A 14,777-nucleotide genomic window follows, 5' to 3' on the forward strand; every position below is an offset into this window, starting at 1 on the left:
ACCGTTTTTACGCGGGCGCCTTTCTGGTTTGATTGAATGCTTACAGCAAATCGTATTGCTTGAGCTTTTTGCGCAAGGTGCCACGGTTGAGGCCCAGCAGCTCACTGGCTTTGGTCTGGTTGCCCTTGACGTAGTTCATCACGCTTTCGAGCAAGGGCGCCTCGACTTCGGAGAGCACCAGGTTGTACACGTCCGTGACGGAAGCGCCCTCAAGGTGGGCGAAATAATTGTGCAGCGCCTTCTCGACACTCCCGCGAAGGGTCTGGCCTTCTTCGCTCGGCGTGTTGAGGTGCTGTTTCAAATTGACGTTGTCGCTCACGGGTGTTGTTCCACTCACTAAAGTCTCGGTCATCATCGTCATGCGGCCACCCCCTCTCCGTCCCCTGTCCCCAGGCTCTTGTAACGCTCGCTGAAGAACTCACGAACGTTGGCGCACTGTGCTTCCGTATCATCCAAACGATTGAAGTGGGCGCGAAACTCCCTGGCGCCCGGCAGGGTTGCGAGATACCAGCCGACATGCTTGCGAGCAATGCGTACTCCCATCACGTCCCCATAGAAGGCGTGCAGGGCGGCCAGATGCTCTAGCAGAATACGTTCCACCTCGATCAGCTCCGGTGCCGGCAACACTTCGCCAGTACGCAGAAAATGCTCGATCTCACGAAAAATCCACGGCCGCCCCTGGGCAGCCCGGCCAATCAACAAGCCATCGGCACCAGTCGCGTGCAGCACACGCCGGGCTTTCTCGGCGGAGTCGATATCGCCATTGGCAAACACCGGCATCGACACCGCCTGCTTGATCGCAGCGATGGTGTCGTACTCGGCTTCACCGGTGTAAAGGTCGGCGCGGGTTCGGCCATGCACCGCCAGCGCTGTAATGCCTGCCTGTTCAGCGATCTTCGCCACTGTCAGGCCGTTCTTGTTGTCCCGGTCCCAGCCGGTACGGATCTTCAGGGTGACCGGCACATCCACTGCGGCGACAACGGCCTGCAGGATCTCGGCAACCAATTGCTCATCTTTCAACAGTGCGGAACCGGCGGCCTTGTTGCAGACCTTCTTGGCCGGGCAGCCCATGTTGATGTCGATGATCTGCGCCCCCAACTCCACGTTGGCCCGGGCCGCATCCGCCAGCATCTGTGCATCGCCACCAGCGATCTGTACCGAGCGGGGCTCGGGATCACCTTCGTGGATCATGCGCATCCGCGATTTGCGGGTGTTCCACAAGCTCATGTCGCTGGTGACCATTTCCGAGACTACTAGACCCGCGCCCAATCGCTTGCACAGCTGACGAAAGGGCTGGTCGGTAACCCCCGCCATCGGGGCGAGGATCAAGCCGTTCTGCAATGTATATGGGCCGATGCGTACCGCCGACATAGGACTTCCCTGTTGTGGGGCCGGATCATTAGAGTTCGAAAAAGGGTTGGCATGATACCCGCTCTCGATGACTGGATAAAGGCTGAATTGGATAAAATCTGAACAGTTATTTCTTTATCGCCACCGGTTTGGTCGCGCCCGGGAAAGTCAATAACCTGCCGTCAAATCTCAACCCATGCACCGATTCACTCTGGCGAGTGAAAGCTCAGGCTGTAGTTCACGGCTTTATTGCCCGGATCGAGGATATCCAGCGAGATATGGATCGGGGTCTGCGATGGCATTTCGCTTACTCCGGCCAACTCACCGCTGAGGTATTCGGCGGGTTTGAAGCGACGACTGGCAATCAGGCTGCCGTTCAAATCGGCAAACCGCAGCTCCAGCAGTGGGAAGGGCTGGGAGAAGGTCGCACGGTTGTAGATGATCGCGTCCACCACCAGTGCTCCGGCGAAATCCGGATGGCTGCGCACCACCAGGTTGCTGCTCTTGATGTGGGCGATATCGACCCGTGATGGCACCGTGCAGCCCAGTGTGGGGCACAGTTGCTGGAACCACGGGCGATAGGCGTCCTGGCGGGCCAGTTCGTCGAATTGGTAGGCGATGTACTGGCCTGCGAGACCGGCGGCGGCGATCAGTACCAGCAATAGCCAGATCAGACGACGGCCCAGGCTGGCCGGACGCTTTTGCGCGTAAAGGTGCAGCGGGTCGTCTTCGAGATCCAGCAGTTGGTCGTCTTGCACGCTCGTTTCGGCGCGCGGGCGCTTGCGACGGGCTTTGGGGCGTTCTTCGGGTTCTACGTCATCGGCCGATTGGGTCAGTGGCGTGAACGGCGGTTCGATGTCGTCATCGTCTGGCGTTGAGTGCAGCGGCGGCTCATCGTCGATATCGTCGGTGTGGAACGACATGGACGGTTCTGTGCGCTGCCTCGTCGCAGGTTCGGGTGCGTCTTCAGTGACGTCGATGCGCTCTTCAGGCGGCTCGCTGAACAAGCTCGCTGCCCATTTTTCCTCTTCGGCCTTGACCGTGTCGCGGCTGGCGCTGAAGGATTCTTCCTTTTGGCGGCGGTCGATACCGGACTGGCGACGATCTGCACCGATCGGCAACGTGTGCTGAATCTCGCGGCGTTCTAGCTTGGCCAGTTCTTCGTCCAGGTCCAGATTGTCCAGGTCCAGCTCTTCGGCAGTCCACTGCTTCTGGCTGATGGCCCGCGCTGGTTCAGGCGTCAGCTCAACCGGCACGTCTGGCTCAGGTGCGGACGCCTGGTCGCGCTGCTCCAGCAACTGACGAGCGGCATTGAACACTTGCAGGCACGAACCACAGCGCACCACGCCGCGGGCCACGCTCAATTGAGCGTGGTTGACACGAAAGCGTGCTTGGCAATGCGGGCACTGGGTGACGAAACTGTCGGTCATGCGGCCATCCGATTCAGGCAAGCGCTCATTCTAGCGCCGACGACCGCTGATGCGTACCCAGCCATCGCGGTTGGCGATCGGATCCAGCTCGAAATCCTTCGCGTAGGCAGCGGCGACGTCTTCGCCCTGCTCGGCCAGGATGCCCGACAGCGCCAGGCGCCCGCCCGCCTTGACCAGGCTCGACAGCTGCGGCGCCAGCGAAACCAGTGGCCCGGCGAGGATGTTCGCGACCAACACGTCGGCCTGCACTTGGGGCAGTTGCTCCGGCAGGTAAAGCGGGAATTTGCCTTCAGGGATGTTGTTGCGCCCGGCGTTATCGCGGGAGGCTTCCAGCGCTTGGACGTCGATGTCGGTGCCGACGGCTTCTTTGGCGCCCAAGAGCAATGCGGCAATCGCCAGGATCCCAGAGCCGCAACCGAAGTCCAGCACATGGCTGTCGGTCAGGTCCTGGCCGTCCAGCCATTCCAGGCACAGCGCGGTAGTGGGGTGGGTGCCGGTGCCAAACGCGAGGCCCGGGTCCAGCAGCAGGTTGACGGCGTCTGGTTCAGGCGCGGCGTGCCAGCTTGGCACGATCCACAGGCGCTGGCCGAAACGCATCGGCTGGAAGTTGTCCATCCAGCTGCGTTCCCAATCCTGGTCTTCGATGACCTCGCTGTGATGCTCTGGCAGCGGGCCGCCGGTGAGCAATTCCATGTGGGCCAGTACGGCGGCGGCATCGGTGCCGTCCTCGAACAGGGCCAACAAATGGGTGTGGGACCACAGCGGGGTGGTGTTGAGTTCGGGTTCGAAGATTGGCTGGTCTTCGGCGTCCATGAAGGTCACCGACACGGCGCCGACTTCGAGAAACGCGTCTTCGTAGGTTTCGGCTTGTTCTGGGCTGATGGCGAGACGGACTTGCAGCCAAGGCATGGCGGGCACCTTTGAAAAAATGAGTGTGCAGCGGGGTAGGGCTGCGAAAGCGCGCAAGTTTACGCGAGCGGCGGGAGGGGTGTACACATAACAAATGTGGGAGCGGGCTTGCTCGCGAATGCGGTGAGTCAGTGAAGAGTATTTTAGCTTATGCACCGCATTCGCGAGCAAGCCCGCTCCCACAGGGTGATGTATCCATCCAGCAAAACCCAGGGCCCAGAAACAACAAAGCCGCCCGAAGGCGGCCTTGTTGGGTGGAGCACTTACTGGTTGGCCAGCTTGTGTTCCAGGTAGTGAATGTTCACACCACCTTCGCAGAAGCCTTCATCACGGACCAGGTCCCGATGCAGCGGGATGTTGGTCTTGATGCCGTCGACCACGATTTCGTCCAGGGCGTTGCGCATACGGGCCATGGCCTCGTCGCGGGTGGCGCCCCAGGTGATCAGCTTGCCGATCAGCGAGTCGTAGTTGGACGGAACCTTGTAGCCGCTGTACAGGTGCGAATCCACACGTACGCCGTTGCCGCCGGGCGCATGGAAATGCTTGACCAGGCCAGGGCTTGGGATAAAGGTTTTCGGGTCTTCGGCGTTGATGCGGCACTCCAGGGAGTGGCCGTGCATCTTCACGTCGTCCTGGGTGAAGGACAGCGGGTTGCCGGCGGCGATGCTGAGCATCTCCTTGACGATGTCGATGCCGGTGACCATCTCCGACACCGGGTGCTCTACCTGCACACGAGTGTTCATCTCGATGAAGTAGAAACGACCGTTCTCGTACAGGAACTCGAAAGTGCCCGCGCCACGGTAGTTGATGTCGATGCACGCCTTGACGCAACGAGCCAGTACTTCCTGGCGCGCTTTTTCGTCCAGGCCCGGTGCCGGCGCTTCTTCCAGAACCTTCTGGTGACGACGTTGCAGCGAGCAATCGCGGTCGCCCAGGTGGATGGCGTGGCCTTGGCCGTCGGACAGTACTTGCACTTCCACGTGACGTGGGTTGGTCAGGTACTTCTCCAGGTAGACCATCGGGTTGCCGAACCAGGCGCCCGCTTCGGAGCGAGTCTGCTTGGCAGCTTCGATCAGGTCTTCTTCCTTGTGCACCACGCGCATGCCGCGACCACCACCGCCACCGGCGGCCTTGATGATCACGGGGTAGCCGACTTCGCGACCAATGCGCAGAGCGGTTTCCTCGTCTTCCGGCAGCGGGCCGTCGGAACCTGGAACGGTTGGCACGCCAGCCGCGATCATGGCGTCCTTGGCCGACACCTTGTCACCCATCAGGCGAATGGTTTCGGCTTTCGGGCCGATGAAGGCAAACCCGGATTTTTCCACCTGTTCGGCGAAATCGGCGTTTTCCGCGAGGAAGCCGTAGCCAGGGTGGATGCCATCAGCGCCGGTCACTTCCGCGGCCGCGATGATGTTCGAGACTTTCAGGTACGAGTTCGTGGCCAGTGGCGGGCCGATGCAGATGCTTTCGTCCGCCAGTTTCACGTGCATCAATTCGGTATCGGCCGTCGAGTAAACAGCGACGGTCTTGATGCCCTCTTCCTTACAGGCGCGCAGGATACGCAGCGCGATCTCGCCGCGGTTGGCGATCAGGACTTTTTGCAGTTTCTTCGCAGGTTTCAACATCGAAGGCGCTCCGCGGTTCAAACGATGGTGAACAGCGGCTGGTCGTACTCAACCGGCTGACCGTTTTCTACCAGGATGGATTCGATGACGCCGGCTTTTTCAGCGGTGATGTGGTTCATCATCTTCATCGCTTCAACGATGCAGATGGTGTCGCCCACTTTCACGGTTGCGCCGACTTCAACGAAGGCTGGCGAGGTCGGTGCCGGGGTGCGGTAGAACGTACCGACCATTGGCGACTTGACCACGAAACCGTTCAGCGCAGGAGCCGCTGGAGCGGCAGGTGCAGCGGCGGCAGCCGGAGCGGCGGCTGGAGCAGCAGCCGGCGCCGGTGCTTGCATCTGTGGCGCGTAGAACTGCTGGGCCGGGGTCTTGCTGTGGCGGCTGATCCGTACGGACTCTTCGCCTTCCTTGATTTCCAGCTCGTCGATACCGGATTCTTCCAGCAGTTCGATCAGTTTCTTAACTTTACGGATATCCATGAATCATCAACTCCCAAGGGTCGGTCAGGGGCGCTTGGCCGGTTGTTCAAGTTGTTCCAGGGCGGCCTCCAGGGCCAGTCGGTAACCGCTGGCGCCAAGGCCGCAGATCACACCTACCGCTACGTCGGAGAAGTAGGAGTGATGGCGGAAAGCTTCGCGTTTGTGCACGTTCGACAAATGCACTTCGATGAATGGGATGCTCACCGCCAGCAACGCGTCACGTAATGCAACGCTTGTATGTGTAAAAGCGGCGGGATTGATCAGGATAAAGTCCACCCCTTCGCCGCGCGCGGCATGGATGCGATCAATCAATTCGTACTCGGCATTGCTTTGCAGGTAGAGCAGATGGTGGCCGGCTTCACGGGCCCTGCGCTCCAGGTCGAGGTTGATCTGGTCCAGGGTGACTGCCCCGTAGACGCCCGGTTCACGGGTGCCGAGCAGGTTCAGGTTGGGTCCGTGAAGAACCAGTAAGGTCGCCATCGGCTGTTCCTTGTTATTGATGTGGGTACGGCAGAACCCGGCGACTATGCCGCAAAGCCTTTGTGACTGTCCAGTTCTATGCAGTAGGCAGCACGATTAGCGAGGATAGCGCGAAATTTGTGACTGTGAGGCCGGATTCGGTCAGTGTAGGAGCGAGCTTGCTCGCGAAAAACGTCAACGATAACGCGGGGCGTCTGGATTAAAGCAGTGCCTGCGCGTTCTTCGCGAGCAAGCTCGCTCCTACAGTGGGTGTTCAGACGCGAAAGGCCTGCACAGCAGTATTGAGCTGCCCACCTAGCACCAACAGATGCTCACCTTGGCTGCGGCCCTGGCCGATTCGCAGCAAGTTATCTTCACCCAACTGGTGAATCCGCTCGCTGTTGTCGCGAATCTCACTGACGGCGCCACTCTGCTGTGCCGTCACATCGGCGATGCGCACGGCGGTGTCGGAAATGGTCTGGATAGCCCCGACGATTTCATCCAGCGCGCCGTCCGCTGCCTGGGCTTGCTGGGCGGTCGCCTCGGCGTGTTCGACCTGGGCGCGCATGCCTTGCACCGATTGATGGGCGGCGCTTTGCAGACCGGCGATCAAGGTCTGGATTTCTGCGGTGGCGCCGGCGGTGCGCTGGGCCAGGGAGCGGACTTCGTCGGCGACCACGGCAAAGCCACGGCCGGCCTCACCGGCGCGGGCAGCCTCGATGGCGGCGTTAAGGGCGAGCAGGTTGGTCTGGTCGGCAATCGAGCGGATCACCGTCAGCACGCCGCCGATGGTGGCGGATTCTTCCGCGAGTTTTTCGATCATCTGCGCATTCTGCTGCACTTCGCCGACCAGGGCATGCAGCCCGGTCAGGCTCAGGCCGATCACACGTTGGCCTTGCTCCACCGCCTGACCGGCACTGCGACTGGCGCCTGCCGCCTGGCTGGCATCGCCTGCGACTTGCTGGATGGTCGCTTCCAGTTCACCCAGCGAATCACGGATCTGCGCGGTATCCCCGGCCTGGCGTTCGGCGCCGTCGTGCAGGCCGCTGCTCAGTTCGGCCAGCGCACGGCTACTGCCGGCGACTTCCTCGGCATTGCCGCGAATCGTACCCACCAAATCCACCAGATAGGCGCGCAGGCGGTTCAAGGAGGCTTCAATGTCGTGCAGCTCGCGGTTGGTCTTACCCAGGGCAATCGGCTGGCTGAAATCGCCCTCGGCCCAGGTCGACAAGGCGGGTGCCAGATTGGTCAGCACCCGCGCCAGGCGGCGTTGCAGGGTGTCGATCAGCAGCGCGATCAGCAGGATCAGGCCGATCATTACCCCTTGCATCAGGCGCACTTCGCTCTGGATCTTGCCGTGCTGCGCGCGCACTACGGGCTCCAGGCCGGCGATGGCTTGTTGCACGGTGTCGATCTTCTGGTGGGTCTTGGCGGCCAGGTCGGTGCGTTGCTGGATCTGTTCGCGGGTGCGCTTGAGTTCGGCGGGGTAGCGGGTCAGCAGGCTGTTGAGTTCACGTTTGAGGTCGACGCCAGTGTCCTGGGATTCGGTTTTTTCGGTGTTCTCCAGGCCCATCAGTGCGGAAAAGTCGTTGGCGCTGGATTCGGCGCTGGCCTTCACGCCCAGCAATGGCAGTTGTTCCAGCGCATCGGCTTGGCTGCGGATGTTGCTGACTTCGCGCTCCACATCATCGGCCAGTTCCGCGCGCCCGCTGCTCACCAGTTTGTCGCGGGCCAGGGACAGTTTGCCCAGGTGCTGCGACGCAGCCAGCAAAGGCGGCAGATAGCGGGCGGCGTCAGGAGTAGTCACCCCGGTGGCGTACTGACTCAATTGCTCCAGGTTCGCACCTAATTCGCGCTCGGCCTGCAGCAACAAGGCTTGCGGGTCGCCGGCCAGCTTGCCGGCCGCCAGCAGGTCAGTCTTGCTGAGCGCATCCAGGTCAACCAGGCTCGGGCGCAGGTTTTGCGCGAGGTCCGCCGGCAACTCATCCAGATGCTGCAACAGGTTTTCCAAGCTCTGGCTGGCACTGCTCAAGCGCAGGGCGTCGCCGCTGGCGAGGTAGTCGTCGATATTACGCGCCGCTTGGTTCTGGAAGGCCTGGGACAGGCCCAGGTAGCGTTCCATCAGCAAATAAGGCCGTTCCAGCGCGCGCTGCGACCACCACAGGGTCGCGCCCAGCGCCAGGCACACGGCCACCAGAAGAAGGGTATTGAGATTGGTCAGCAGCTTCAGGCGCATGCGTGGTTTCAACCGACAGCAAAAGATAAGTGCCTGAAGTTATTGCGTTTTCATTACAAGGTTATGACCGAATCAGTCGATTCTGGTGAAAAGGTGGCACTTTGCTTTGATGTGCGCGCAGCCTGCACGCGGTTACGTCCGGCATCCTTGGCGCGGTACAGCGCCTCGTCGGCCTGGGCCGCCATCATCAGGCTGTCGGAACCGTCGCACAGCTCGACCAACCCGGCGCTGAAGGTACACCACAAATCCTGGGGCTGGGCGGGGTAGTGGATTTCGGCAAAGCGCCCACGGATTTCATCCAGCACTTTGCACGCCGATTCCAGGTCGGTATCCGGCATTACGATGGCGAATTCTTCACCGCCGTAGCGCCCGATATAGTCGGTCTTGCGCAAGCGTTGCTTGAGAAACAGCGCCAGGCTCTTGATCACACGGTCGCCCATGGGGTGGCCGTGGCTGTCGTTGACCCGCTTGAAGTGGTCGATATCCAGCATGGCAAAACTCAGCGGCTTGTTCTCGCGGCGCGCACGAAAGCTGCAGTCTTCGAGCAATTGCAGGATGTGAGTGTGGTTGTACAGGCCGGTCAGGCTGTCGCGCACCATCCGCGCCTTGAGGTTGCGCGCACGCGCCGCGCGATTGCGCACGGTGGTGATCAGGTGGCGCGGCTTGATCGGCTTGGTGAGGAAGTCGTCGCCGCCTTCGCTCATGGCGTCCAGTTGCTTGTCCAGGTCATCCTCGGCCGACAGGTAGATGATCGGCACGCTCACATAACGGTCGTTATGGCGGATGACCTTGGCCAGTTCGGTACCGGTACAGGCTGGCATATACATGTCGAGGATGATCAGGTCGGGCTGGAAATCCGCCAGCTCGGCCATGGCCTGGATCGGCTCGATCAGCGTGCGGGTGACGATGCCGGCGCTGTTGAGCAGGCGCTCGGTGTGCAGCGCCTGGGCCCGCGAGTCGTCGATGATCAGTACTTTATACGGTTCGTATTGGGCGACGCAGGTCAGTACCTCGATCTTCTCCAACAGGCTCGACGCTTCCAGCGTGCCGGTGAGGAACTCCTGGCCCCCAGCGCGCACGGCGGCCAGGCGGGTGGGGGTATCGGTTTCGTGCAGGCTGAAAAACAGCAGCGGCAGCTTTTGCTCCAGGCCTTCCTGGGCTTCGGCGGCGAGCTTGAGGCCCAGGCCGGCGCCGCAGAAATCCACGTCCATCACAATCGCCGAGGGCAGGCGCTCGGCCATCGACGCGCGAAACGCCGCCACGCTGTCGAGGGATTGGGCGCTCATGCCAAAGAATTCCAGCTGCTTGGCCAGGCGCTCGGCGCGGTCGTGATCGGCCAGCATCACGTAGATCGGCTTGCGCATGGGCGGCAGGAAAGTTTGTTCGAGCTGGTCGCCCTGGCGCAGGCCAGTACGCGACAGGCGCTGCATCAAGCGATTAAGTTCGGTGATCAAGTGGCTGCTCAGGCGGCCACGGTTTTCGTCCACCGCCTTGAGGGATTCGCCGATGTGTCGCGCCAACTGGCCGTGTTCCGGCTGTTCAAAACGTTCGGCAAAACGCAGCAGGCGCAAATTGGCCTCGCTGAGTTCGGAGAGGTCGGCGCCGGACCATTCGCTGCGTTGCAGGCGCTGCCAGATCTCAAGAATTTGACGTGCCTGATGAATTACCCGCTGGGCAAAATGCTGCTTGAGGCGCTCACGGCTGGGGTCTTCTGGCTCGGTCATATCCTGACTACTAGTTAGGGTGCATGCTGAGGTCGACTGATGGCTCTATGCTAGCACCTCTTTCCGATAGGATGAGTGTCATACGTCAATAAACTACGTGCCCGTCGCATTCAGTTGCTGACTGGATGGTCGCGCAGCGTAAAAAGCGTGCATCCTTTATAGTCGAACGTGCCCTGTGCGCCAGTTTGGCGAAAAGCCCCGCACGGGTTGGCACGATGGGGTAGGGTTGTGGTCGGAGTGTTTGAACGCACGCCATCAATTCAAGTGCATGAACTCAAGTGATTGAAAGGATATCGCCATGCTGGACTGGAAAAACCGTGCAGGCAGCGCCAAAGGCCCCGCGCCTGAGCCCAAGTCGGCCAACCGCGGCTATTTTCGTACCGTGCTGATGAGCCGCGCCGTGCTCAGCGTGCTCGGCCTGTACCTGTTGGTCACCGGCGCCCTGGGCTGGTACTGGAGCGAAGAGCCGGCGCTGTTTCCGGTGCAGCAGAATGCGCAGTTGGCCGCCGAGAAAGAAGGCAAGCAGATGGTGGTGGGCTACACCACGGTCGAAACCCTCAAGACCGTGGTCGGCACTTTGCTGAACAAACCCGGTGGCTACATTTCCAACGATCGCTTCCCGCCAGGCCTGTGGATGGACAACATGCCGAGCTGGGAATACGGCGTACTGGTGCAGGTGCGCGACCTGACCCGCGCCCTGCGTAAAGACTTCGCCCGCTCGCAGTCGCAGTCAGCCGAAGACGCGGATTTGGCCAAGGCCGAGCCACGCTTCAACTTCGACAACAAGAGCTGGGTGCTGCCGTCCAGTGAGTCGGAATATCAGGAAGGCATCAATTCCCTGAGCCGCTACGAAGCACGCCTGTCCGATCCGAACCAGCGCGGCGCGCTGTTCTATGCACGTGCCGACAACCTGAACAACTGGCTGGGTGACGTCGCCACTCGCCTTGGCTCGCTGTCGCAACGCCTGTCGGCCAGCGTCGGCCGGGTGAAACTGAACACCGCACTGAAAACCGAAGCCTTGGCGCCGGGTGAAGTGCCGCAGGTCGATGAAGAAGTGGTGGAAACCCCATGGATGCAGATCGACAACGTGTTCTACGAAGCCCGTGGCCAGGCTTGGGCGCTGTCGCACCTGCTGCGCGCCATCGAAGTCGACTTTGCCGACGTGCTGGCCAAGAAAAACGCCACCGTCAGCGTGCGCCAGATCATTCGTGAGCTGGAAGCCTCACAGGAGCCGGTTTGGAGTCCTATGATTCTCAACGGCAGTGGCTTCGGCGTGTTGGCGAACCACTCTCTGGTGATGGCCAACTATATTTCCCGGGCAAACGCTGCAGTGATCGACTTGCGTCAGCTACTCAACCAGGGTTGATGATGGACGCTACTCAAAAGGAGGCCGCACACCGCGCGGCTTCCGATGCTGAACTGATCTGCTGGGTCGACGAGCGGGACACCCTGCTCGGCACCCTCGTCAGGTCCGACCTGCGTCAGCGCGGCCTGATTGGCCGTTGCACTTTTATCTTCCTGTTCAACTCCCGTGGCGAGCTGTGTGTGCATCGGCGCACGCTGAGCAAAGCCACGTATCCAGGGTTCTGGGACACGGCGGCGGGTGGAATGGTTGCGGCGGGTGAATCCTATTCAATATCGGCCGCCCGCGAGCTGGAGGAAGAACTGGGCGTCAGCGGAGTGGAGTTGGTCGAGCACGACCATTTCTATTTCGAGGATGGCGACAGCCGGCTCTGGTGTAAATCCTACTCTGCCGTCTGGGATGGGCCACTGCGCCTGCAGCCGGAAGAGGTCATGGAAGCGCGCTTTTTACCTATCGAAACCGTCCTGCAGGAGGCCGAACAAAAGCCTTACTGCCCGGACGCCCAGGAAGGCTTGCGCCGCTATCTGGCCTCACGTCGCTAAAGTTGCATAAATTGGCGCCATTTGGCTCTTAGCAAGTCGGCTTTTTGTGGTTACACTGCGCGACTTTTCACCCGAACCGCCTTGGCGGTTCGGTAGCGCTGCCCCTGCCTGAGTGGGGCTTCGCGGTCGGTTCACCTCTTTGCGGGTGCCGATCAGTCTTCATCCTCCCAAGAGGATTGCCGGTGGCCAAAAAAGCCGCATCCTTCGCCGCCCTTGGTGGCCTGGTATTTTCCACCGACGCAGGTCGACACTGCCCGGACTGTCGTCAGCCCGTGGATTCGTGTACCTGCAAACAGACCCTGATCCCTGAAGGCGACGGTATTGCCCGCGTACGACGCGAGAGCAAGGGCCGTGGCGGCAAGACGGTGACCACCATCACCGGCGTGCCGCTGGCCGAAGACGCGCTGAAGGAACTCGCCACTGCGCTGAAAAAGCGCTGCGGCACTGGTGGTGCGTTGAAAGACGGTGTCATCGAGATCCAGGGCGATCACGTCGAGCTACTGTTGGCCGAGCTGATCAAGCTCGGGTACAAGGCCAAGAAGTCCGGCGGCTGAGAGCCTCTTCCCGACCTGTGTCTAAACTCTGTCCTGCGCGTGGGGTCCTACCTTGCACGCAGGCAAATCGTCATTTTCATTCTTTAGACTGCGCCAGCCTCAACCAGGGGCGGCGCTTTCGCCTTCATTTATAGGGGACTTCGATGTCCGTACGACGCACACGCAAAGACGATGGCAGCCAATGGACAGTTGCGGACAGCCGCAGTGTTTACGGGATTCGCCATTGGGGGGCCGGGTATTTCGCGATCAATGATGCCGGTCGCGTTGAAGTCCGTCCGAACGGCCCGAACAGCACGCCGGTCGACCTTTACGAACAAGTCGACGAGCTGCGCAAGAGCGGCCTGTCGTTGCCGCTGCTGGTGCGCTTCCCTGACATCCTGCAAGACCGTGTACGCCAGCTGACCGGTGCTTTCGACGCCAACATCGAGCGCCTGGAATACCAGAGCAAGTACACCGCGCTGTACCCGATCAAGGTGAACCAGCAGGAAGCGGTGATCGAGAACATCATCGCCACCCAGAACGTGTCGATCGGCCTGGAAGCCGGCTCCAAGCCTGAGCTGCTCGCCGTATTGGCGCTGGCGCCGAAGGGCGGCACCATCGTCTGCAATGGTTACAAGGACCGTGAGTTCATCCGCCTCGCGCTGATGGGCCAGAAACTCGGCCACAACGTGTTCATCGTGATCGAGAAAGAATCCGAAGTTGAACTGGTGATCGAAGAGGCCGCCAGTCTCAAGGTCAAGCCACAGGTCGGCCTGCGCGTACGTTTGTCGTCGCTGGCATCGAGCAAGTGGGCAGACACCGGCGGCGAGAAATCCAAGTTCGGCCTGTCGGCGGCGCAACTGCTGTCCGTGGTCGAGCGCTTCCGCGCGGCCGGCCTGGACCAGGGTATCCGCCTGCTGCACTTCCACATGGGCTCGCAAATCGCCAACCTGGCGGACTACCAGCACGGGTTCAAGGAAGCCATCCGTTACTACGGCGAACTGCGCAACCTCGGCCTGCCGGTGGATCACATCGACGTTGGCGGTGGCCTGGGCGTGGACTACGACGGTACGCACTCGCGTAACGCCAGCTCGATCAACTACGACATGGACGACTATGCAGGCGTGGTCGTGGGCATGCTCAAGGAATTCTGCGACGCGCAGAGCCTGCCGCACCCGAACATCTTCTCCGAAAGCGGCCGTTCCCTGACCGCCCACCACGCCATGCTGGTGGTGCAGGTGACCGACGTCGAGAAACACAACGACGAAATCCCGACCATCGAAAACAAGGAAAGCCTGCCGGAAACCGTGCAATGGCTGGTGGACCTGCTCGGCCCGACCGACATCGAGATGGTCACCGAAACCTACTGGCGCGCCACTCACTATATGAGCGACGTGGCCACCCAGTACGCCGACGGCAAACTGACCCTCGCCGAGAAAGCCCTCGCCGAACAGTGCTACTTCGCCGTGTGCCGCCGCCTGCACAACTCGCTCAAGGCCCGCCAGCGCTCGCACCGCCAGGTGCTGGACGAGCTCAACGACAAGCTGGCCGACAAGTACATCTGCAACTTCTCGGTGTTCCAGAGCCTGCCGGACACCTGGGCCATCGGCCAGGTACTGCCAATCCTGCCGCTGCACCGCCTCGACGAAGAGCCGCTGCGCCGTGCCGTACTGCAAGACCTGACCTGCGACTCCGACGGCAAGATCAAGCAGTACGTCGACGAGCAGTCGATCGAGACCAGCCTGCCGGTGCACGGTTTGAACGAAGGCGAGGACTACCTGCTGGGCATCTTCCTGGTGGGGGCTTACCAGGAAATCCTCGGCGACATGCACAACCTGTTTGGTGACACCGACTCGGTGAACATCTACCAGCGTGAAGACGGTTCGGTGTACAGCGCCGGGATCGAGACCCACGACACCATCGAAGACATGCTGCGCTACGTGCACTTGTCGCCGGAGGAGTTGATGACGCATTACCGTGACAAGTGTGCGAGCGCGAAGATCAGTGCCAGTGAGCGCACGCAGTTCCTGGACGCTTTGCGCCTGGGCCTGACACGGTCTTCGTACCTGTCCTCATAACCGCGTACAACGTGCTCTTTGTGGTGAGCGAGCTTGCCTCGCGCGGGGC

13 protein-coding genes are annotated in these 14,777 nt (G+C 61.1%); 4 read left to right on the top strand and 9 right to left on the bottom strand.

Going from position 1 to position 14,777, the window contains the following annotated elements:
- Positions 1 to 40: 40 nt before the first annotated feature.
- From fis to RB216_RS02960, 9 genes are all read right to left on the bottom strand, one after another.
- Positions 41 to 361: a DNA-binding transcriptional regulator Fis gene (gene fis / locus RB216_RS02920; RefSeq protein ID WP_002555375.1), complete on the bottom strand. Its 321-nt coding sequence runs from the start codon at positions 359 to 361 to the stop codon at positions 41 to 43.
- On the bottom strand, positions 358 to 1,371 hold the full coding sequence (gene dusB / locus RB216_RS02925; protein WP_016976994.1) for a tRNA dihydrouridine synthase DusB: 1,014 nt from the start codon (positions 1,369 to 1,371) through the stop codon (positions 358 to 360). Before dusB ends, fis begins: the two co-directional genes overlap by 4 nt.
- A 185-nt stretch (positions 1,372 to 1,556) precedes the next feature.
- On the bottom strand, positions 1,557 to 2,780 hold the full coding sequence (locus RB216_RS02930) for a DUF3426 domain-containing protein (protein ID WP_028615576.1): 1,224 nt from the start codon (positions 2,778 to 2,780) through the stop codon (positions 1,557 to 1,559).
- Positions 2,781 to 2,810: 30 nt separating this feature from the next.
- Positions 2,811 to 3,689 (bottom strand): 50S ribosomal protein L11 methyltransferase, encoded by an 879-nt coding sequence (gene prmA, locus RB216_RS02935; protein WP_028615577.1) that lies wholly within the window; start codon positions 3,687 to 3,689, stop codon positions 2,811 to 2,813.
- Positions 3,690 to 3,952: 263 nt separating this feature from the next.
- Complete coding sequence (gene accC, locus RB216_RS02940; protein WP_010213490.1) at positions 3,953 to 5,314, bottom strand: acetyl-CoA carboxylase biotin carboxylase subunit; 1,362 nt, start codon at positions 5,312 to 5,314, stop codon at positions 3,953 to 3,955.
- Between the two features lie 17 nt (positions 5,315 to 5,331).
- The gene (gene accB / locus RB216_RS02945; protein ID WP_017136744.1) at positions 5,332 to 5,793 is read right to left on the bottom strand and encodes an acetyl-CoA carboxylase biotin carboxyl carrier protein; all 462 of its coding nucleotides are present in this window, start codon (positions 5,791 to 5,793) and stop codon (positions 5,332 to 5,334) included.
- A 24-nt stretch (positions 5,794 to 5,817) separates the two neighbouring features.
- On the bottom strand, positions 5,818 to 6,273 hold the full coding sequence (aroQ, locus tag RB216_RS02950; RefSeq protein WP_010213488.1) for a type II 3-dehydroquinate dehydratase: 456 nt from the start codon (positions 6,271 to 6,273) through the stop codon (positions 5,818 to 5,820).
- 253 nt (positions 6,274 to 6,526) lie between these two features.
- Entirely contained in the window at positions 6,527 to 7,075 is a 549-nt protein-coding gene (locus RB216_RS29955) for a methyl-accepting chemotaxis protein (RefSeq protein ID WP_405045891.1), read from the bottom strand.
- A 1,466-nt stretch (positions 7,076 to 8,541) separates the two neighbouring features.
- Positions 8,542 to 10,212 carry a response regulator gene (locus tag RB216_RS02960; RefSeq protein ID WP_028615579.1) on the bottom strand — a complete coding sequence of 557 codons (1,671 nt, stop codon included), beginning with the start codon at positions 10,210 to 10,212 and terminating at the stop codon, positions 8,542 to 8,544.
- A 388-nt stretch (positions 10,213 to 10,600) separates the two neighbouring features.
- Here RB216_RS02960 and RB216_RS02965 point away from each other — a divergent pair, with 388 nt between their 5' ends.
- From RB216_RS02965 to speA, 4 genes are all read left to right on the top strand, one after another.
- On the top strand, positions 10,601 to 11,578 hold the full coding sequence (locus RB216_RS02965; protein WP_370468598.1) for a DUF2333 family protein: 978 nt from the start codon (positions 10,601 to 10,603) through the stop codon (positions 11,576 to 11,578).
- 2 nt (positions 11,579 to 11,580) lie between these two features.
- Positions 11,581 to 12,117, top strand: a complete 537-nt coding sequence (locus tag RB216_RS02970) for an NUDIX hydrolase (protein WP_308908297.1) — start codon at positions 11,581 to 11,583, stop codon at positions 12,115 to 12,117.
- Positions 12,118 to 12,299: 182 nt separating this feature from the next.
- Positions 12,300 to 12,671, top strand: a complete 372-nt coding sequence (locus RB216_RS02975; RefSeq protein WP_025857628.1) for a translation initiation factor Sui1 — start codon at positions 12,300 to 12,302, stop codon at positions 12,669 to 12,671.
- 143 nt (positions 12,672 to 12,814) lie between these two features.
- Complete coding sequence (gene speA / locus RB216_RS02980) at positions 12,815 to 14,728, top strand: arginine decarboxylase (RefSeq protein ID WP_028615582.1); 1,914 nt, start codon at positions 12,815 to 12,817, stop codon at positions 14,726 to 14,728.
- Positions 14,729 to 14,777: the final 49 nt, after the last annotated feature.

Source organism: Pseudomonas canadensis (assembly GCF_030980095.1).
In the GTDB taxonomy this organism is placed as follows: domain Bacteria; phylum Pseudomonadota; class Gammaproteobacteria; order Pseudomonadales; family Pseudomonadaceae; genus Aquipseudomonas; species Aquipseudomonas canadensis.